At 39.9% G+C, this 19,363-nt stretch carries 15 protein-coding genes; 4 read left to right on the top strand and 11 right to left on the bottom strand.

From position 1 onward, the window contains the following. Positions 1 to 361: 361 nt before the first annotated feature. Positions 362 to 1,579, top strand: a complete 1,218-nt coding sequence (locus tag WC615_RS00120) for a site-specific integrase (RefSeq protein ID WP_372976106.1) — start codon at positions 362 to 364, stop codon at positions 1,577 to 1,579. Between the two features lie 137 nt (positions 1,580 to 1,716). On the opposite strand, the gene WC615_RS00115 is transcribed toward WC615_RS00120, so the two are convergent. The 4 genes from WC615_RS00115 to WC615_RS00100 all read right to left on the bottom strand — a co-directional run bounded on the left by WC615_RS00115 (position 1,717) and on the right by WC615_RS00100 (position 9,213). Continuing rightward, positions 1,717 to 5,526 (bottom strand): hypothetical protein, encoded by a 3,810-nt coding sequence (locus tag WC615_RS00115; RefSeq protein WP_372976105.1) that lies wholly within the window; start codon positions 5,524 to 5,526, stop codon positions 1,717 to 1,719. A 114-nt stretch (positions 5,527 to 5,640) separates the two neighbouring features. Beyond that, on the bottom strand, positions 5,641 to 6,867 hold the full coding sequence (locus WC615_RS00110; protein ID WP_372976296.1) for a site-specific integrase: 1,227 nt from the start codon (positions 6,865 to 6,867) through the stop codon (positions 5,641 to 5,643). A gap of 29 nt (positions 6,868 to 6,896) precedes the next feature. Then, complete coding sequence (locus WC615_RS00105) at positions 6,897 to 7,187, bottom strand: helix-turn-helix domain-containing protein (protein WP_372976104.1); 291 nt, start codon at positions 7,185 to 7,187, stop codon at positions 6,897 to 6,899. A gap of 478 nt (positions 7,188 to 7,665) precedes the next feature. After that, a complete protein-coding gene (locus tag WC615_RS00100) occupies positions 7,666 to 9,213 on the bottom strand; it encodes a HEPN domain-containing protein (protein WP_372976103.1) in 1,548 nt (515 codons plus the stop codon). A 167-nt stretch (positions 9,214 to 9,380) separates the two neighbouring features. On the opposite strand from WC615_RS00100, the gene WC615_RS00095 reads away from it, so the two are divergent. The 3 genes from WC615_RS00095 (at position 9,381) to WC615_RS00085 (ending at position 11,287) form a co-directional block, all read left to right on the top strand. Next, complete coding sequence (locus WC615_RS00095; RefSeq protein ID WP_372976102.1) at positions 9,381 to 9,800, top strand: helix-turn-helix transcriptional regulator; 420 nt, start codon at positions 9,381 to 9,383, stop codon at positions 9,798 to 9,800. A 295-nt stretch (positions 9,801 to 10,095) separates the two neighbouring features. Next, positions 10,096 to 10,764 (top strand): DUF3800 domain-containing protein, encoded by a 669-nt coding sequence (locus WC615_RS00090; RefSeq protein WP_121245172.1) that lies wholly within the window; start codon positions 10,096 to 10,098, stop codon positions 10,762 to 10,764. A gap of 1 nt (position 10,765) precedes the next feature. Continuing rightward, positions 10,766 to 11,287, top strand: coding sequence for a hypothetical protein (locus WC615_RS00085; RefSeq protein WP_372976101.1), 522 nt, complete (start codon positions 10,766 to 10,768; stop codon positions 11,285 to 11,287). A 329-nt stretch (positions 11,288 to 11,616) separates the two neighbouring features. Here the strand turns inward: WC615_RS00085 and WC615_RS00080 are convergent, their stop codons facing one another. The 7 genes from WC615_RS00080 to WC615_RS00050 all read right to left on the bottom strand — a co-directional run bounded on the left by WC615_RS00080 (position 11,617) and on the right by WC615_RS00050 (position 19,108). After that, positions 11,617 to 12,534 carry a DUF5712 family protein gene (locus tag WC615_RS00080; RefSeq protein ID WP_372976100.1) on the bottom strand — a complete coding sequence of 306 codons (918 nt, stop codon included), beginning with the start codon at positions 12,532 to 12,534 and terminating at the stop codon, positions 11,617 to 11,619. 23 nt (positions 12,535 to 12,557) lie between these two features. Beyond that, complete coding sequence (locus WC615_RS00075; protein WP_372976099.1) at positions 12,558 to 13,112, bottom strand: BfmA/BtgA family mobilization protein; 555 nt, start codon at positions 13,110 to 13,112, stop codon at positions 12,558 to 12,560. Positions 13,113 to 13,463: 351 nt separating this feature from the next. Further along, positions 13,464 to 13,784, bottom strand: coding sequence for a hypothetical protein (locus WC615_RS00070; protein WP_372976098.1), 321 nt, complete (start codon positions 13,782 to 13,784; stop codon positions 13,464 to 13,466). Next, positions 13,781 to 14,044: a helix-turn-helix domain-containing protein gene (locus WC615_RS00065; protein WP_372976097.1), complete on the bottom strand. Its 264-nt coding sequence runs from the start codon at positions 14,042 to 14,044 to the stop codon at positions 13,781 to 13,783. Before WC615_RS00065 ends, WC615_RS00070 begins: the two co-directional genes overlap by 4 nt. Before the next feature lie 150 nt (positions 14,045 to 14,194). Beyond that, positions 14,195 to 14,968: a hypothetical protein gene (locus WC615_RS00060; protein ID WP_372976096.1), complete on the bottom strand. Its 774-nt coding sequence runs from the start codon at positions 14,966 to 14,968 to the stop codon at positions 14,195 to 14,197. Positions 14,969 to 15,168: 200 nt separating this feature from the next. Beyond that, positions 15,169 to 16,890: a hypothetical protein gene (locus tag WC615_RS00055; protein WP_372976095.1), complete on the bottom strand. Its 1,722-nt coding sequence runs from the start codon at positions 16,888 to 16,890 to the stop codon at positions 15,169 to 15,171. A 379-nt stretch (positions 16,891 to 17,269) separates the two neighbouring features. Further along, complete coding sequence (locus WC615_RS00050; RefSeq protein ID WP_372976094.1) at positions 17,270 to 19,108, bottom strand: SIR2 family protein; 1,839 nt, start codon at positions 19,106 to 19,108, stop codon at positions 17,270 to 17,272. Positions 19,109 to 19,363 lie beyond the last annotated feature (255 nt).

Raw genomic sequence — 19,363 nt, 5'->3', positions numbered from 1 at the left:
AAAAACCTTAAAGTTAACCGTGACCTGCTCGGTGACTAGTGGAATTTGAAAGATATATATGCTTGAAATATAATGCATTACGCGAATGGACACGGTCCCGTCCATTCCGCTAATTCAATAATGAAAACAGTAAAAACCCCTCAGATGACATCATCTGAGGGGTTTTTCATTTTCAGGACACACCAAATTATTCAGCTTTTTGCATAGTGTATGCGAATAATTCGGGAGTCATTCAAAGTCGAATAGAAAACTCCCGAATTTGTTAATAACAACTTGATAAACAACATGTTCAGCGATTGAATATCTTGATTCCAAATGATTAATTAATCAAATTTGTTTCACCTTTAATTAATCAAAAGTCATGAGAACTACAATCTCCTTGCTTTTTTCCCTCAGAAAGCCAAAAAATTACAAGGTTGGGGAAATGCCAATCTATTTACGCATTACTGTTGACGGTCAACGTTCAGAACTCGCCGTCAGCAGAAAATGTGATCCTGCGAGATGGGATGCGGCGAGCGGTAGGGCCACCGGATCAAAAGCGGATTCAAGAACATTAAATGCGTTTCTTGACGATATTCAGTTCAAGATATTTGAACTTCATCGCAAAATGTCCGAAGCCGACGATATCCTTACAGTAGAAACCTTGAAGAATCGCTTTGTGGGTAAGGAAGAAAAAGCGCGGACATTATTGGCAGTTTTTGAGGATCATAATCAAAAAATGAAAAGCTTGGTCGGGCAGGAATTTAAGAAAAGCACGCTGCAACGTTATGAGACCTGCTTGATGCACACCAAAGATTTCATGCAGTGGCAGTATAATATTTCGGATATTCCGATTACCAAGGTCAACTTTGCCTTTTTAAATGACTTTGAATATTACCTGCGCAGCGTTCGCAAGTGCGGTAATAACTCTGCTATTAAATACATTAAGAACTTAGGCAAGATAGTACGTATTTGCTTAGGCAATGGTTGGTTAACCGTTGACCCTTATCTTAACTATAAGCCTAAACAGAAGGCTGTACACAGAGAAGTACTCACTAAAGAGGAACTACAGCGGCTAAACAAAAAAAGATTCAGCATTGAGCGACTAAAGACGGTTAGAGACATGTTTGTCTTCTGCTGTTATACTGGTTTGTCCTATGTGGATGTCCATAAGCTTAAACGCTCGGAACTTGTCAAGGGCATTGATGGTGATTTATGGATATACACCCGCAGGCATAAAACGGACACTTTTTCACGAATTCCTATCTTGCCTGTCGCTTTATCCATTATTCGAAACTACGAAGATCATCCCCAATGCGCGGTAAATAACACGCTGCTTCCAGTGATGAGCAATCAGAAAATGAATGCTTACTTGAAAGAGATAGCAGACCTCTGCAAAATTAAGAAACCGCTTACCTTTCACATTGCGCGACACACTTTCGCAACAACGGTAACGCTAAATAATGGGGTCCCGATTGAAAGTGTTTCGAAAATGATGGGACATACTAGTATCAAAACCACGCAAATCTATGCGAAGGTGATGGATCATAAAATTAGTTCTGATATGCAGCAATTACAAAAAAAGTTATCAGTAATTTGATCCGTATATTTACCAACTGGGTTCAACTCAGTTGGTAAGCTTTTAAAGAGGCCACTGTTTTAATTTCTCTTCAGATTATAGCATTACCCGTCCAAGGTCATATTTGTAAAAAGTTTTAACTTTTATTTTCGGCAAAGTTATGATATGCGGTCCTGTTCGTCATTTAATCTCTCTAGCTTGATTTGCTTCTGATAGTGGTTAAAGCCTGATTTTGCCCATTTTCGAACTTTTATTGAATTATGATCAAACAATTCGTTCATCATTGAACTTAATTTTTCAAAATAGGGTACTGAAGATCCTACCCATCCAAAACTTCCCATGTTGGCTCCGATCTCATTGAGGAGGCCAGGTACTTTATAAAAGCGATCAATCATGAGTCGGGCAAAGGGGTGCCATAATGACCCTTCTGTCTCGTTAGAAAATACGGGCATCATATATGCGATTCTTTCAGGACCTGTTGGGATATTGTGATCGCACCATTCAATAATTTTGCTAGTATCGCCTTTAAATAGTAAACCGGAATTTCCAAGATTTCCATTCCTAGAGCCAAGCAGTGTCTTAACGTTCCAGTATTCGATTGATTTAGAAATTAAGGCAGGGGATAATCGATCAAAAAGAATAGTGAAATATTCGGTGATAAGTATCTCGATCAAATCTTCCAATTGATAGTTGCCTGAAGCAAAAGTTGGCGATTTAAGACTTTCAGCGATTTGGTCTGAAATGGCTATAGCGAGTTCCTCATCTTTGTGTTCCTTAAAAATCCGTTGAGCTGCGTTAGTATACATGTACAAATCCATAGTAGAATGTTTTTCATCTAGAGCAAGGAAGTTAGTATCAATCATGAGCGCTCTCATTTGGCTTTTAAAACTATTCCAAAGGTGAATTTCAGAGTAACTCAGATGATGATAAATGCTAAAAGCAGTCCAATTACCTAAGTTACCGTACTTTCTTATCTGATCACATAGTATGATAACCTCCTCGACAGACAGGCCTCCTTGGCCAATATGATAAATTACGTTTGTGAAGGCCGTGATATCCGCAATTCCTCTTTCAACAAGCACAAATAGTTTTGTAATATCGGCTGCGTCCATTTGTCCAAATCTTAGCAGGGTGAAGAGTAAATAATTCAATTCTTCGTCGTCCAATAGCTCGTCAAAAAGTTTCTTCTTTGTTGTTTTCTCAACCGCTGATAGGAAACCAGCAAGAACATCCGTTGAGCGTTGGCTCTTATCAATTGTGCGCAATTGATCAAATATAAGCGTACCTAACCGGTACTGATCTGCTTTATTTTCAGCCAAAATCCGTCCAAAAAGTATTCCTCTGCGCTGCTCTCCCGATAAAAGCTGTGGCAGGAAGTATTCCGGCAAGATGTTTTTTTCGTGCAATTCATTTAAAAGTTGACGTAAAAGAGACAAGATTCTATCTTGGCCTCTATGCGCATCGGGATCCGAATAGTCCCACGCCGGTACACTGACCACATACTTTACTTTGTTTGACCAGTCCTGTGGCATGAGCGAGGCAATCAATTGGTTCGCCAAGTCCCGATTTGCATCGTCTAGTTTTTCATATTTTAAAGTTGACTGTAACGCGTTAATTGCACCTTCCCATAACGAGGAGTCAGTTTCCTTGATAAAAGTTAAAATAGGCGTCAGTAAGTTGCCTTGGTTTTGCCCAAATATCCCTCTTAAGTTAGCCTCTATAATGGGTTTCGTAATAGCAATACGTACAGTATTTTCTCGGACAATATTCAGAAGCATATTCAGCGCTTGCCGCCAGTAGTTGTAAATCTCGTCCCAACTCTGTGGCATATAGTCGACCAGCTTTGTGGCGCTGCCCTGGTCGTCTGCCCCACCCATACGTGAAAAGCCATGGCTTTTCAGGCATTGGCCTAAGGCTTTTATTGTTAAACTTATGTATTCCGGTTCTTCTTCGGTTAATAATTGTTCCAAAACAGAAAGCCGTCTTTCCAAAGGCACCTCTGTTCCTGGTAGAAAAATATGAAAGGTTTGCAGAAATTGGTTAGTTGCATTATTTCCAAAAGTTTCAATTTCGCCTGCAGCAAACTTCCCCATTATGATAATACCATCATCGTAGGTCTCTTTTCGAAAAGCCAGCTTTTCCAGTGACCAGATCAGATTGCGTCTACCCTTATCAATGGCTTTAATGTCTGTAATGCTATAATTTCCATAAAGCGTAACTAGAGCACTTACGGTGGCTTCAGGGTTCACTTCAACAACAGAGCGGAAGAGGCGTGAACCTAAATCTGTATTAAGCACTTCCGCAGACGCAAAAGGGCCTTGTGGGCCCCACAATTTTGATACAAGAGATTTCGCACGCTCAATTTGATCAAGTGAACGTAGTCGTTTACAAAAAGCATCGATCAGTCCTACATCGATAAGTTTGTTACAGAATTCTTGAAATTTGTCAGGCGGATAATCCAGTATCCACTGAGCTGCTAAGTTCGCTGCTAGAGGAGTAGGAACAACAGTCAGCGTATAGCCACGGCGTTCTAATATTTTCCGGTTAATCTTAAACTTTCTGCAGGTACGGTAAAAAACCGCATCCGTGATGGCAGGATCGCATACGAATGAAGCGATAAAATCTCGATGGACTTTGTATTCATCAAGTCTTTTTTGATCCGCAATTAATTCTTCGATCTCTTCATCGATAAAGTTAAACTCACTGAAGATAGAGCAGGCTTTTATAAAATTAAAATCGGCGTCATTACGTCTTTCATGCCCAAATACAAGCTTTTCTATAAAAGCCTGGGGTAATTGAGCATTTATTGAGTTTGCGCCGTTTTTTGCAATTGCTTCCTGCAATAACTCCACCATTTTGGGGTAGCCTTCTGCAAGTTCTACCAAACGGTTGATCTCTGAATCTGCATAGAAAGGATAAATATTCTTGAGCATCAACTTGACGGTTTCCTTTTGGCCGTCCTTATCAATCCTGATGACATTTTTCTCCTCAGTCTCCAAAGTGAAATCTATGCTGATTATCTTTAGTTTCGAATTATTCCTGACCAAACTGGCTAAGGCAACATGTTGGTCATTAGGGCAATTGTCTACCACAATAATGCCAACGGTATTGTCTTTGAAATCCAATACGTAACGAATAAGATCATTGCCCTGAACAAGCCCATAATCATAATACACCACAGCCGCATTTAATTTGTTTTGTTCAAGGTCCGAATTGGATGGGTCTAAATTGAAAATTTCATAAACCAATCGGGTTTTTCCAATACCGGAATGCCCAATGACCCTAATAGATGTTTCTGTTTTCAGCAAAGATTTTATTTCCGATATCTTTTTTTGCAAAGCGGCATCCTCGAATTTAAACGTCAGTGATGTCTGATAGTCTAGGCCCCACTGCTGCCATGTCCTAAAAACATCGGGACGGCTCTTGCCATTACATTCCAAAACATACGCAACTGTCGAAATATATTCATTAGACCATTCAGCTATCTTATTAGCATCATAAACCTTGAATTGGCCTCTTTTATAAATTGCGCCAGTATTTTCACAGACTTCAATCATTTTATCGATGCGATGTTCAATCCCTCTGCGTGTACTGGCATCAACCGACATAAAAAGATTGTAATCTCCACCGTTGTCGAGCACCTCTTTCAAAATAGGCTTTAATCGTTTGGCCTTGCTTAACTCATCCACTTCTATGAATTCCGCCTCAATTTTTGATGGTATCAGATTTGTCGCCTTACATTGGAAGAGCGTGAGTTTATTACCAAGCCAGTTGGAGCCTTTTATGTCATCGACAGTAATCCGCCCGTCCTCGCCACCATCAGCGGTTGTGATCTTTCTAGATACATAGTAAAACCCCTGGAGATCTTTTTTTTCGACCTCCAGACATAATAACATTTGAAGAAGCCTTGTAAGTTGTTCTGCAGATAACTCTTCTATTTCCCTGCTTTGAATCGAATTTATCGCCATGAATAAGTTTAGGTTTGTAATAAGATAGGTTAAAATTAACGATAATCAGATTGAATAACAAGCTAGGTCTAAATGGTGTCTTTATAAATACTGAAAATTCAAAAGGTATTTAATTCAATCAATGATATCCGCCAGAAAAAGCTCCTGCCCAGCGTATTTTTTCTTTAGCGGCTTCATATCCCGGCTTACTCTTGTATCTGTAACGCGGGCGTAGAGTTGAGTCGTATTAATATTCTTGTGTCCCAGCATTTGACCTACGGTTTCAATTGGAACACCATTGGTTAATGTCACCGTAGTAGCAAAAGTGTGGCGTGCGCAATGGAAGGTCAGTCGTTTTGTCCAACCCAACAATCTTGCAATGTCTTTTAAATAGGCATTGGCCTTCTGATTGCTGATTTGAGGCAATATAAAATCTTCATCCAACACACGCGGGTAGTCCTTGTAATGTGTGATCAGCCGGAGCGCCGGGCTCAGCAGCGGAATGCGAACACGGTTGTTATTCTTCACCCTGTAAGTTTGAATCCATAAGCCGCCATCTTCACCCTTTAAGATATCAGCCCTTTTTAACTTAACCGTATCGGCATACGAAAGGCCGGTGTAGCAACTAAAAAGAAATAGATCCCTGACCACAACCAAACGCTTCCGGTTAAATTTTTTCGTGGCCAGCTCATTTAATTCCATGCTACTGAGGTATTCGCGATGCACCTCTTCATGCCTGGCCCTATACGCGACAAACGGATCTCGTTTTACCCAACCAATCTCGTAAGCGATCTTCATCACCGTTCGTAGCTTTTTAACCATTTGCACGGCTGTATTGATCTTCACACCATAATCCGTTTTCAGGTAATATTCGAAATCCCGAACAAAGCGGTAATCGATCTCATCCAGCCTGATGTCTTCGCTTTTCGATTTTAGTTTGATATACCTCTTTATTACTTTGAAGACCGTTTTGTATTTAGCCAAGGTACCCGGCGTATAATCCTTGCCCAGCAAGCCAGCGATCTGGTTGGTATGATAATTCCAGGCATCGGTAAGCATTTTCGGCGGTTCAAGTTCTTCGCCCTGCATTAGTTTGCGAATAAGTACGCCTTCCAAAGGTTTTCCTGCTGCGTAAAGCTCCTGCCGGGACTGATAAGCCTTCGCGTACAAGAAATCAAGCCAGGCATTTGTCGCACGTGCCGCTTCCTTTGTGCCTTTCATCCGGTTGGTACCGCTATCCCAGTCTTCCCGTTCGCACCACTTGCCGGTCGTCCATTCCTCCCGCCTGCCATTTACGGTCAAACGAATATAGATGGGGTGTAAAGTATTTTTCTTGCTCTTAGGCGGTTTTGGAAGGAACAGGACACGAAACCGTTGCGACTGCGCCTTTACTAGAGTTTCTTCCTTTTCGGGCTTTTTTTTTCAACCCCGGAAAGCATCCGATCAATGTCGGCGGCTTTATAAAAGAAGATTTTGCCGACCTTGTTATAGGTGATATTACCCGCAACGCGCATATTCTGCAGGGTGCCTGCGGAAATATTTAGCATTTTCATTACATCCTGGCTTCTAAGCCATTTTTGTTGCTGCAGGGCCTGCGCATCCGTCAGTGGCTTCAAGAGATCGAACAGTTCCTCTTTGAATCTTTCCAGGTCTTTTTTGGTTAATAGTTCATCCGGGCTCATGGTCGTATGAATTAATAGATCAAAGGTCAGATATTGACGATTGATCTGATTTTGATTTTTTTGAAGTTTTGTTGAAAAAGTCTATAACAAACACACCCGGGCATTGTACCGCGTAAACGCCAGAAGCTGTAAGCAGGGAAACGGTCAAGGGCAGTGCAGGCCAAAACAAAACAACAACACTGCACTGCTTGTATACCCTTGACCGTTTACCTGCGTAGCTACCTTTGTGTCAGCGGTACAGTGCCCAATCGAGGTAAAACAATCCTGCTGTTGTGAGCGTAGCGAACATCAGCTAGTTGCAGCGAGGCTGGCAGCGGAATGGAACCCCGAGCGAAGCGTGTGGTGCAATGCAGGCTGCCTGCCGCAGATGCCCACCTCAGACTATAAGAAAGGGGCAGGTTCAGTAAAAACATAACCAAACCTGGCCCCTAACCTTGCTGGTGGTACCTGGGAGCGTCTTTCGTTTATCTTTTATAAACTATATTTTTTCATTGCTTTTAAATACAAGCTTCGCTTTACTCATAAGTAACCGTACTTTCTCTAATGCCGCTTTGACCATTTCTTCTTCTACCAAAAAGTTTTCGTCATACCGCGCTTTAGCATAGCCGTCATTGATCAGGGTGAAAAGCTTTAACCCCTCATCAGTATCTAATTGAAATATATCACTGAACTCATCAGTAAAGAGCAAAGTCAGCTTGATCAGCCTGAAAAGGTTATGCGATGGTTGCCGGTAACCGAACATCACTTGCAATAAGCCGATGAGTGCATGCTCTGTTGCCTGGTGCAAAAGAAAGAGCGACAAGCGCGCATTACCCTCCTCCATATAACGTTCCGCGCCGTGAAAGAACTCTTTGCTTATGATGCCATATTTATTCCAACTGGCCAAGCGTACCGCCATATCCTGCTCATTACTGATCTCGTTAGCATCCGGTAATTGCAAATCTTCCGAACGATAAACATTTATGCCACGGCTAAAGGCCAGGCTCCAAAATTTGCCTTTACTTTTTAACCCGTTAACCGCGCTTGCTATTTTATGGACGATAACATAGATACCAGCAAGCGTGCGCAAATTATCCTCGATCTTACTGACCATACTATGCTCAGGCATTTTTTCTTCGTCGTCTACCAGCACCAACAGGTAAAAAGTAAACGGCTTCGGACATGAACCCAGGTAAGTAACAGACCGGATGCCGGGTACAAGTTTCACCATCGTCTCGGTAAGATAATTCAGCCCCAGCTTTTCAGCAGGCGTTAATACCGGATGGAAGGGATGCAGGGAGATCGGGTGCACTACAGCATCCTGCGGTAACGCCGCCGCTGTATTATCATCTTCGTTAGCTTTTTCTATTTCTTGCTGGTCTTCCGGCTCATCCTTCTTAGCTGAATCAACTTCATCTACGTCTGTCCAGTATAACCTTTTAAGATAAGGGGCACCACTTTCGGTTTGATAAATAATCCATGCCGCCGAATACAGCTGCAACATGTTCTCGTACACCATGATGATGTCTTCCGACGTCACCGCTTCATCAATAGGATTTTTATATAAGGCAGCATAAGCCCATTCTTTTAGGTGATCCCGGTACTCCGGCAGGCTGAAATCCCTAAAAAGTTTCTTTAAGATCAAATAAGGATTAGCTAACTGCAATTCCGAAAGTTCATCCGGAAAATAAAACCACTGTTCCCTGCCTGCTTTCAACACTTCATCTGAAATTTCTTTCCTGGTCCAGGGTTCCTCGCGGAAAGCCATCATCAGCAGGTAGCACGCCTCTAATAATTGGATGTTCTGATCATAAATAAATAGTATATGGCCCGCACCGTTTCTACTATCCTTGTATTGCTTATACGATACCGCAAAATCACGCCACACCTTTAATTCCTCCCGGTGCGTGTTGATACGATCACCAAAGAACCTTGTCAGCACTTTCATCGGTTGCTGCACCTCGCTAAACCTCAAAAACCTTGGAGAACTATCCCATGGAACATATCTGCCTAAATGCATAACACTATCGTTTATACCGGCTTCCATTAACCGGCAGAACAAAACTCCGCATGCCATCATTTCTATCCTATCCCTAACCATTCTATCGGAGAACAAGGAAAGACTATTTTATTCCTGCAATTCATTGAGTCAACGTTTTTTACGCATGGACATATTTTATTACATTTGTTATATCATATACAAGCATCTAACCTATGAACAGCCATACCGAAAAACCAAACCAAGTACATCAAGGCCGTAACATCAAACGTTTCCGTGAAATGCTGGGCTGGAAACAAGAGGCTTTGGCTTATGCGTTAGGTGAGGATTGGAGCCAGAAAAGGATTTCTTTATTAGAAGCTAAAGAAACTATAGAAGAAGATATACTTGCACAGGTAGCTGCCATACTTAAAGTGCCTGTGGAATCTATTAAGAACTTTGATGAAGAAGCTGCGATTAACGTTATTAACACAACGTTTAACAGTCATGATAATTCGACCTCGATAGCCTATCAATCTACATTTAACTTCAATCCCATTGATAAAATAGTAGAACTTTTTGAGGAAAAAGAAAAACTCTATGAGCAATTGTTAGCCAGTGAGCGTGAAAAGGTAGAGATCCTTAGAAATAAATAATTTTATCTAGCGGTTCAATAATCACTCTTGAAGGTCTCATTAAGTTATCCAATGGAAATACTTAATGAGATAATAGCAATGGGTTTACATTTGCTGTTTTCTATTAATCTCATGTCCGTTTATTAGAAGAGTCCTTCTGTACCTTAAAATACCTTAACAGCAATTAAAGTGGGGTAGTTTATTTGCTTTAATATCCACAAAGATCAAAAAACTAGTAAGTATATCACTTGCAACAAGATAGTGTTAATATACTCATAATAGTTACTTTTTAATAGATTTGCTAAAACCTAAATTGATGAGTAAGGTATTTAATGTTTATTGCGATGAGAGTGGTCATTTAGAAAACGACGGCATGCCTTATATGCTTCTTGGTTATGTTTCTATACCTAAAGAAAAAATAAAGCTTTTTAAAGATGAAATTTCTAATATAAAAGACCTTCATAATTTTTATTCTGAAATAAAATGGGCTAATGTATCTAACTCTAAAAGCGAGTTTTATTTAGATATTATTAGATTCTTTTTTGCTAGTGAATTGAAATTTAGAGTACTTGTAGTAAAGAAAGATGAAATAAAGAACGATTTATTTGGTCAAGACTACGACACATTTTATTACAAAATGTATTATCAGTTGCTCCACCATCAAATAGATATGCTTTATAATTACAACATATATCTTGATATTAAAGATACTCTAAGTTCATGGAAGGTGAGGAAATTAAAAGAAATCCTTCAAACTAAATATGGGGTAGTTAAAAATCTGCAAAATATACATTCTCACGAAAGCGTATTTTTGCAAATAGCTGATTTAATGATGGGGGCGATAGGTTATCACTTAAGGGGGTTAAATAAGGTAAGCGCCAAAATCGAGATAATAAAATTAATGCAGTCATTAAGTGGCTCTGACCTATCCCGGTCAACTCCAAAAAATGAAGAAAAGTTGAATATGTTTTTTATTGACTTATAATATGCCAATTAATCAAACGAAGGTTTATAACCAATTGCTTGAATTGGAATATATGAATGAAGGTCAGCGAAAAAAATCTCTTCAAATAATATTCAGGCGTGACGTAGAAGAGAATAAAGAGTTTAAGTTCAACGGAAAAAACATTAATCCGAACAAGCTGGAGGATGACCAAACTTCTTTGGAAGTACTTTTCGACCACCTAACATGCAAACGTTACTCGCAGTCTGATACCTCTCGTGAATTTGATATAGAGAGATCAAAACGATTGCATTGGGTTAAAGTTCACATCGACTTAGGATGCTTGGATCATTGCAAGGTTTTTAGCTGCTTAGATAGAAATCAACAAAACAATAGGGATGAAGTACGAACGTATATTTTCAATGAAGTAGAATCTTATGTGGTAATCTTACGTCCGTATCGGGACAAGAACGGTTATTACTTACTAACTGCTTATTTCTTAGATGGTAGAAATCCCGATAAAATAAAAAAGAAATATAAAAGGCGGTTTCCAGAAGTGTATTAAGCAGAAAACGCCAAGCGGTAAGGCTTAGCGTTCTCCAATCTCCTTCTTCCTTATGGTAAGATGAGCGAGACAAATGTACAACTCTTTTTGAATTTCATTACATAGTTATCAACATTTTAAGATAAAAGTTGCACTATTGTTACATATTAACTATGAAAGTTGATTAAAGTTTCCAATAGTTGTGAATTCTTATTTGTCATCATTTGATAGTGGCTTGGTGGTTACTTCGATTTTTTGTAAATAAATCCCACAATTGCAGGTTAATCAAGACTATTATCCCTACAGCCTAATTTAAAATCTTTCTTTTCATTTTTTTTATGCTTTTAAGTTTACAATGATAATCCCCCATCATATCCGCGGCCTTTTTTCTTCTTTCTTCTTTTTTTTGAGTCATCAAGTGTCGGCGCGATGTAGCCTCCATCAGTCACGCCTAATAAAACATCGAGCAATCCTTTACCATGGTTGTGTTGTTTTTCAACGCTCAAGGACTCTTCTACTTTTAATTGCTCTTTAACTCCTTGCCTTTCCTCATATGAACCGTGCTTCAAAGTATTAGCATATTGAAATGATTCTTTGATCTCCCGCTCATAACCAAACATTGTGTCAAATAAACTTTCCGTCGCCTGCTTAAAGGCAACCCTGTCAAATTGCCCCACCTTTTGACTATGTGCTGCATTGGTTCCTTTGGAATTGTTGAGCGGGCTCAATTTAATCCTATTGGTTGCATCTTTCCTGCTGACAATGATCTGAACATGCATCTGCTCGCCAGGCTTGATATCTCCTTTCTTTGCCAAACCCTTTCTCACCTCCAGGTCTTTGTAAGTATAATACCGGTTATGCTCCAGCTTCCCGAAATAAACCAAGTCCTGGTTGCCGTTTACGCCGTTGCGCTTAAAGTTCTTAGCGTAAGTATCCATGACAGCGTTGGTATATTCTTTTAAGTACTTTTTTGTTTTTTCCTCACCGAACCGCTCTTTTAGGTAAAGGATCTCTTTACTGCTCGGGCTGATATTGATCAGGAAGAATTTGGCGTCATCCTTTGACAGCTTGGCTATATTATTATCTATGCCCTGCCGCACCTCGTAAGGCTGAATGGTATCGCTGCCGTGGTTGAACCAATACTGCGGCTCCATCAGGTGATTCTTTTGTGCTTCCGCTATACGGTTTTCCTTCTCCAGGTAGGCGACCAACTGGCTGCTGCTGCCATTGTTGTTGCCTGTTTCGCTTTTGGTGATGTTTACATGCATAGCGCTTACATTAATAATAATTGTTAGAGATTATTTACCTGCTGGCGGACGTTCTGAACAAGGGCATCTTTATCCGACTGCTTGGTCATCATGCCCATCTGTTCCCTTGCGCTGATATAATATTCCAGTATGACATTGAACTTTGCTTTTAAGTGTTTGCTTTCATTTTGAGCAGCGTCCAGCTTCATTAAGAAATCTGCGATTTTGCTGATATGCTGTAGTTGCACTTTGTATGCTGCTTTCTGCTCATCATTGTGCTTGATAATATGCTGGTTGAAGAAACCTACCATTTGCATCTGGCCGGCAATCATCCTTTCAGATTCCTTTTTCATCGGCATCAACAATTCCTGCTCTTGCGTCTTGATAAAAGCGATTATGTTATCTGTCTTTTTATTAATGGCATTCTTTAACAGTTCGTCATTCAGGTCCCTTGGATCTTTCTTGCTCTTGTAGAAATAATCCACCATATGGACAAAGCAGTCCAGTTTCGTCAAGCCGCATTTATTCGCTATAGCCTGCAGTTTCTCGTCTGTCTTTACCGGGAACCGTATGGTCTTAACATTTTCATCTTTCGTCATGTTCCGTCTTGTTCTATTACTTATCCTGATCTATCAATATATATCCTGATCCGTTGTTATATAGTTTGGTCTACTATTATATAACCTGATACCCTTTTATCAATATCTGTATACTGCTAAGTATACTATAATCCTTTATTGCAGCTTTTAGCGGGGGGAAAGTATACCGCAGGTATACGCGAATCTGCTCTGCCCCGCAGGGCAAGCGGAAAAAGTCGGGTGCGCCCGACTTCCGCTTGCTCCCCCCGCTTTCGCGGAAGGACGCTAAGCGGCCTGACTTTTTGTTAGATACTTGATTACATAGCTGCGTAGATACGCAGCTATCGAGATATGCAGCTATAGAGTTACTTTTCATCCGGCTGCCTCCCATCCGGCAGGCCAGTAAACCAGGCTGCCAAGCTTTGGATGATAGGATGGCTGGTAACGGATATAACCAAATGCATCCAGTTCCCGGATGCATTTGTGATACGTAGCAATTGATGCGATCTTGCTGAACGCCATCAGCTCCCGTCTTGTCACCGCAAAAGGAATGGCGAAGCCATTCCTTTGCCAGTGGACAAACAAAGCTGTAAACAGGCTGACATGCGTCGCATTCAGCCGAACATCTTCCCGCATGCGTTTGAGCAGTTTGCCATAACCGGCCAGTTCCTGCGCTGATACAGATGACTTCATTGCAACCCTCCTTCCAGTAGCTTATTAATGTCTTCCTGTTTGTAGTACAAAAGACTGCCGATACGCGTAAACCGAAGCGTTCCATTGATGCGCAGGTTCTGCAACGTACCCGGTGAGATTTTCAATAATTTTCTCACTTCAGCGCTTTTAAGCCATTGTTTGGATTGCCCTTGTCCGGGCTGCATCAGCTGCTTAATCTCGCTGAGCATCTCATTCTTAAATTCTCTTAGATCTTCTTTGGTGATCACTTCCAGGTTCATCTTTCCCTCCTTGTTTTTTGTTCAACATTTGACCCGTTCAAAAGCGGCATAGAACAAAGCCGCCTGAACGATCCGGAAGCAAATGTCAAGTTGAAAGGATAAAAATGAATGACCAATGGAGGCGTTTGGTCACGAATGGAGGGTGAGATTCTACTTTTTGTCTTTGGGGACGATCTTGAACAGCTTGTCTTCTTCGGAGATATTCAGATACTTGGACGGCTTATCCTTTTTGTTTGCCGGAAAGTAGTTCTTGGCGGTATCTATGGAGATGGGTTTATCACCATGCATAAAGTATTTGGCAATCATTTTATACCACGGGCTTTGCCCTTGCGAGGTTGTCAGTTTTTTGTCGCCCAGGCTTAAACCCTGCACCTGTTCTATCAGATTCATGAACGCTGCGATATAACCGTTCGTGATCACGATCTTTTCATTCGCATCAAATTCCCTGACTTGTTTGAGCAACAACTCTAGTTCTGCAACCCGCTCTTGTAGCTGGTCTATCAGCTTATCCTTTTCGCCGATCACCGATTCTAACGGTTCAACTTTATGCCAGCGGTCAATCGTTTTCAGGAACGCTAAAAATGCTTCGAGTTTGCGGGTTTGTTCGAGGCCGGATGCGTATTTCGATGAGAAAGGATCTTGTCTTTTAAAATGGCGGATGCGGTTGAGTACTATATCAAAAACATGATTGAAGAACAATTCTTCTTCCTCTAAATTAGCTTCTAAGTAAAAGCCTAACTGATAATCATAAAACAGTCCATATTCTGTTTCGCCTATTTCATAGATCTTCAGCAAAAAGAAATTGTCCTCCAGCTTCCTGTTACTAAACAACGGCCTGCCAATATCGTACCGGTGAGATGAGAAATTAAAGCGGCTTCTGAATTTAAAGTAGGTGTTTTGAGTGGGCAAATACATATTTAACATCTAAGTTGAACCTCTTGAAGCCGAATTTAGTAATTAATAAATATTAGTGCTATGTCTCTATGGAAGCTTATTATTGATGCCGAATATTTAAATGTTGTAATAACGGCATTTTTCCGATGGAAAACTGTAGCTTTTACTCAAGATCTATTAGCCTTTTTATCAAATATAAAACTCCATTAAGTCAATGATGTTGGCTGATATTAAACGGGTAGTCCTTCCTTCAAGTCAAGAACCTTTATACAAGTATCGAGATAATTCCGCTTCAGGTTCGTATGTGGTAGCATGTCAGAAACGATCTGTTCAAAACTGGTGTAAACCCGCATGTGATCAATTAGATCGCGAGTTCTTTCTGAACGTTTCTTTCGCTTTACGATTTCGCTATTATAATGTTCAATTAGATCGCTTAGACGCGTTCCATTTTCTTCCAACAGGTCGAAATTTTTAATAAGAAACGTCAAGTTAATGAAGGTCAACGGTTTAATTTTTTTATAGTGTTTCTCCAGGCCGTTGGCGAGTACTTTGGCTTTAAATTCATCCTGTAAATATTGATCAACTCCCGGCATATCAAAAATCAAATCTGCATAAATGATAACCGGATAGATGTTAAGATTCCTAAGGTGTTTGTAACGAACCGGATTTTCAAAGGGCTGTTTGGTCAATGACTTAAGTTGTTTGATAAACTGCCCTGTTCCTTTGGTTTCGTTATTCATTTTCTGATCTATGGCAGCCTTTATCTTTTCGTAAGAGTAACCATTAATAGCGGAAGCAGGGAAGTAAGCATCCTTTATTTCGAATAAAAAAACGTCGTTGCCCCGGCGAAAGTAAGCGTCCGGAAATCCTTTGATCTCTTTTTCATCGAATTTTAAAATTTGATGTTTACGGCTAAACATTCTCGTTAATAATTTCCGAACTAAATAACGTTCGGTTATTGATTCTCCGAGGAAGCGTTTGAAGTCAGTGAAGGCTTTGAAGTCATGGTGTTCCGCTATCCCGGAGTATTGGTAAAAATCAAATATCAGGCCCTCGTACATTTTATTTGTCAGATATCCCCAGTGAAGGATCAGATAGTTATTATCATTGAGTTTGTATAAAGGTTTCGATTTGATACCCGAGAAATTACTCTTACTATTTTGATAAAGCTTAGCGTAAGCCTCTCGGTCGAGAGTAAATTGCTCGAATAATGTAATGAATCCGGGAGCGCTTTGGGTTGAGAAAGTGGCTAATCCATCTGGAGACATCTCTGCTGAACGGTTACTTCCTGCTACAAACAAGTTAGCGATATCAAAAAGATAATTGAGCGCGGTGGCTTTTCCGTGGCGTTGAAGGTAACTTTCCGCGTATTTCGAATACCGTGAATGATTTTTTAGATAATTAAAGAAGACCGCCCCGCGAACAAGTGTCGGAAATGGGGTCAGCTGCTTGTTTAGTTCAAATTGATCAATAAGTGTGGGCCAGACCGTTTTTCGAAAATACTCGTTATTATACGGTGGGATTGTTCCCATCGCTTTGATGTAGGCATCATTTGTTGTTTCTGCTATCCGTAGGTAAGCTTTAAAAACTCGAAGCTCCTGATCTACTGATAATTCATCGTATGGCAGGTCCCGGAAATGCGTTAACTCATAGTGCAGAAAGTTCATATTGAACATTATGGAGAAAAAATAAAGGTTCTCCTCGTTCTTTCGGACCTTGCTTAACACCCTTGTCAATATCTTTTCTTTTACGTCAGACGCTTGTCGTTTAAGTAATAAATCAAGGATTTTGATTTGGGTGGGCATCCCCTGGTCCCTAATGTAAAGCTCTGAATTTAGGGCAGAGATCAATTGGATCAGCAAGGGTGATGGGATATCTTTTAAGAGGGACACTACGGTTTCGTCTTCACCCGGAAAGATATCGGCGTAATCAGTGGTTAAAATGATCTCCATGCGCAATTACAAATTAGGAAAATCTATCTGTATAAAGTCCTTAATTTCCGCGAGTAGTTTGAAATGAAGCCTGTCTTGATAGTTGACGGTAGTCTGGTCATAGCCGTTAGCCGGATAGATCCAGGTATTTATATTAAGTATGATGTTGACCATTTTAATATCATTTGAAGACAAAAGTCAGAACTTTTTCCTGAAATCTTTTATTCACATACATCAGACAAATTAGCTTTGATCTTAAGAACAATTAACTGGTTCGAGTCTTGCTCGGTCTTGCTTCCCATTCTTAGCGAGAGCAGGACTAAAGCCGAATCGCTTAGTTCAAGATTTACAAATCTTTTCTTCTCTATAATCATGGTTGGAATTGAACAGGCCCCGGTCTCTATAACTTTTCAATTTTTACTTTTAATTGCTGAGATCGTTGCTTAAACCATATTGCATCGGAATTCTCGCAAATAATTTTACATCCCTGGTAATATTTCAAAGATTTTTGTTTGTTATCAATAGCGGCATACACGTCACCTAAATACTCATAACAATCAGCTTGTATCAACAACCCATTCATGTGCTCCACTGCGGCAACAGCCTTTCTAAGATGCGCCCGGGCTTTAAAATGCATTTTTTTGTCAAAGTAATATTTACCTAACTCAACATCCAAATAAGCAATACCATCAGCCCGCCCTATAAGTTTAAATATTTCTAAAGCTATTTTGAAGAAACGATGCATTAACCTTGGATGGTTTAATTTAATTTGACAACACCCGATATTATAATTATGCCTGGCTATTCCTTCAGGATCGCCGATCTTATCTGCTAGTGTCAATGCAGCAGTGTTAAATTTTAGCGCAAGACTATATTGATGACCCTCAAAATAAACGATACCAAGGTTCCCATTTGAATTTGCCGCCAATTGCTCAAAATTTTCATCTGTCGCTATTTTTAATGCTGCTAATTGGAAATATTCAGCGAAGCGAAGTTTTCTGATGCCATATAATACGTTGCCAATGTTCCCCAATGTGTTTGATTTAATAAGTTTTTTATAACGTTCAGGACGTTTGATGTCATGATTTTCAAGAATTCGGAGAGTGAATTTGTACATACGTATCGCATCAATTGGGCGGGATAACCTGTAATTAATGATTCCGAGATTAAGATAACCTTGTGCAATAAAAAAGTAGTCTTTTGCTTTAAGCGCTGCGTTTAACGATTGCTTCATTCGGTTTTCTGCTAAAACATAATTAGCAGATTTTATCAAAAGTCGGCCAAGCGCATGTGACTTAATCATCGCTAGTTTTTTTTCAGGAATGGTAGCAAAAACATTATCTAAAGCCTTATTCGGGTCAAAATCCGGTATTTTGGTAACGGGCTCCGGTTCAAGGGCTAATTTTGATGCAATAAATTCCAGTGTTGTTTTTGTTTCTGCATTGACTCTAATACTTCCTTCAAACCTTTTAAAAGGATTATTAGTTTTTTTTAAGCGGATATCCTCGTTGATCCATGAATCCGGTTCAACTTTCGTGTCATGGTGCTCAATGAAAATTACATTTTTAAAGGGCTCTGATATATTTATTAAGATTTTGGTAACATCAAAATGATCCGAGCAACTATAACCAAGGACCAATACATTTTGATGTGCTCCGAGAGAAAACGCTTGATTAATAACTTCCTTTAGATTATCAGATACTGAGCTACTTGCAATCTTCGACATGATAATCTTGATCGAATCAATATGGGTCGCAGTGCCATGTATCTTAATGATCTTTATCAATTTGGAATCCCAATCTATCGTAGCGAATTCTTCATCTTTTGCATACACTATAAATTCAGTATTTTCAACCAATCTCTCGTCTTCAAGCGCTTGTTCAATTAATGTATCAAAATTTGTCGTAATGATAAGGCTGCAATATCCGGCCTTTGCGAGGCTCGCCATAACTTTGTGATCGTAATTGGGTACCTTATTTGTAAATAACTCAAAGATAGGGTCAATGTCGATATGCTCCTTGAACAGTTCCATAAAAACTTCAAAAGGTATTCCAGCACCGATAATTTTTTTAATCTCAGCATCGCCAGCACCAAGTCGAGCAAGTAAACCGCTTATAATAGGGTAAACCAATGGGACTTGTGATGGATAAGAAACACCCGCACCACAAAATATCGTCACTTTTTCCCCTTTAGTCAATAGAGAATCTGAAAGACGGGCTAATTCAAGTTTGGCATTCACGTAGACAAGGTGTTACTGGCGTTGGATAAATATAAAGCATTTTTGACTATTAACCCCTAAGTCTAAAAAGCAAGGTTGGAAAAACGCTCTCTACTTAACATATGTCAAATAATTATCTGATAGTCTGAATAGGCAATTTATGATAATAAATAATTATCCTTTATTAATTGACCCATTATGATATTGAGTTTTAATCGTTGTGCGTTTGGGTCATCAACTCTTGGATGCCATTTCAGTTACAGGAGCAAATGACCG

It is taken from the genome of Mucilaginibacter sp., assembly GCF_041663085.1.
Taxonomy (GTDB): domain Bacteria; phylum Bacteroidota; class Bacteroidia; order Sphingobacteriales; family Sphingobacteriaceae; genus Mucilaginibacter.
This window is presented reverse-complemented; position numbering and strand designations above follow the sequence as displayed.

Bases quoted from the DNA above. Each gene is read 5' to 3' on its own strand.
- WC615_RS00070 (WP_372976098.1), bottom strand. From the start codon at position 13,784: ATGAAGTCATCTGTATCAGCGCAGGAACTGGCCGGTTATGGCAAACTG.
- WC615_RS00055 (WP_372976095.1), bottom strand. From the start codon at position 16,890: ATGGAGATCATTTTAACCACTGATTACGCCGATATCTTTCCGGGTGAA.
- WC615_RS00075 (WP_372976099.1), bottom strand. From the start codon at position 13,112: ATGACGAAAGATGAAAATGTTAAGACCATACGGTTCCCGGTAAAGACA.
- WC615_RS00115 (WP_372976105.1), bottom strand. From the start codon at position 5,526: ATGGCGATAAATTCGATTCAAAGCAGGGAAATAGAAGAGTTATCTGCA.
- WC615_RS00120 (WP_372976106.1), top strand. From the start codon at position 362: ATGAGAACTACAATCTCCTTGCTTTTTTCCCTCAGAAAGCCAAAAAAT.
- WC615_RS00085 (WP_372976101.1), top strand. From the start codon at position 10,766: ATGCCAATTAATCAAACGAAGGTTTATAACCAATTGCTTGAATTGGAA.
- WC615_RS00105 (WP_372976104.1), bottom strand. From the start codon at position 7,187: ATGAGCCCGGATGAACTATTAACCAAAAAAGACCTGGAAAGATTCAAA.
- WC615_RS00060 (WP_372976096.1), bottom strand. From the start codon at position 14,968: ATGTTAAATATGTATTTGCCCACTCAAAACACCTACTTTAAATTCAGA.
- WC615_RS00090 (WP_121245172.1), top strand. From the start codon at position 10,096: ATGAGTAAGGTATTTAATGTTTATTGCGATGAGAGTGGTCATTTAGAA.
- WC615_RS00100 (WP_372976103.1), bottom strand. From the start codon at position 9,213: ATGGAAGCCGGTATAAACGATAGTGTTATGCATTTAGGCAGATATGTT.
- WC615_RS00095 (WP_372976102.1), top strand. From the start codon at position 9,381: ATGAACAGCCATACCGAAAAACCAAACCAAGTACATCAAGGCCGTAAC.
- WC615_RS00065 (WP_372976097.1), bottom strand. From the start codon at position 14,044: ATGAACCTGGAAGTGATCACCAAAGAAGATCTAAGAGAATTTAAGAAT.
- WC615_RS00080 (WP_372976100.1), bottom strand. From the start codon at position 12,534: ATGCATGTAAACATCACCAAAAGCGAAACAGGCAACAACAATGGCAGC.